Genomic DNA, 278 nt, shown 5'->3' with positions numbered 1-278 from the left:
GGAAGCTATTTGGCGAATGCAAGTATGGGCAATAACTTATTTGTGCATCGCTTAGAAGACAGAATGGGTGCGAGTGCTTATACAGGCATTCAAGACAACCAAGTTGGACAAGTCTGGATGAGAACCACAGGAGGCTATCACCAGTTCAAAGATGCGAGTGGTCAGATCGCTACAGATGGTCGTAGCTATGTGATACAGGCAGGTATGGGGTTACTCAATTTTGGTCAAAATGATGAATATAACCTTGGATTGATGGGTGCTTATGGTGAATACAGTGG

1 protein-coding gene is annotated in these 278 nt (G+C 44.2%); it reads left to right on the top strand.

Translation table 11 applies throughout. From position 1 onward, the window contains the following. Nucleotides 1-24: 24 nt before the first annotated feature. Nucleotides 25-278 (top strand): autotransporter outer membrane beta-barrel domain-containing protein (locus tag IMO47_RS10150; RefSeq protein WP_242052640.1); only part of this gene is annotated, 254 nt, incomplete at its 3' end.

It is taken from the genome of Acinetobacter sp. Res13-Abat-PEC15-P4-01, from assembly GCF_015676285.1.
GTDB classification, from domain to species: Bacteria; Pseudomonadota; Gammaproteobacteria; order Pseudomonadales; family Moraxellaceae; genus Acinetobacter; species Acinetobacter nematophilus.
Note: the sequence above shows the minus strand (reverse complement) of the source record. Positions and strands in the feature narration are given on the sequence as shown.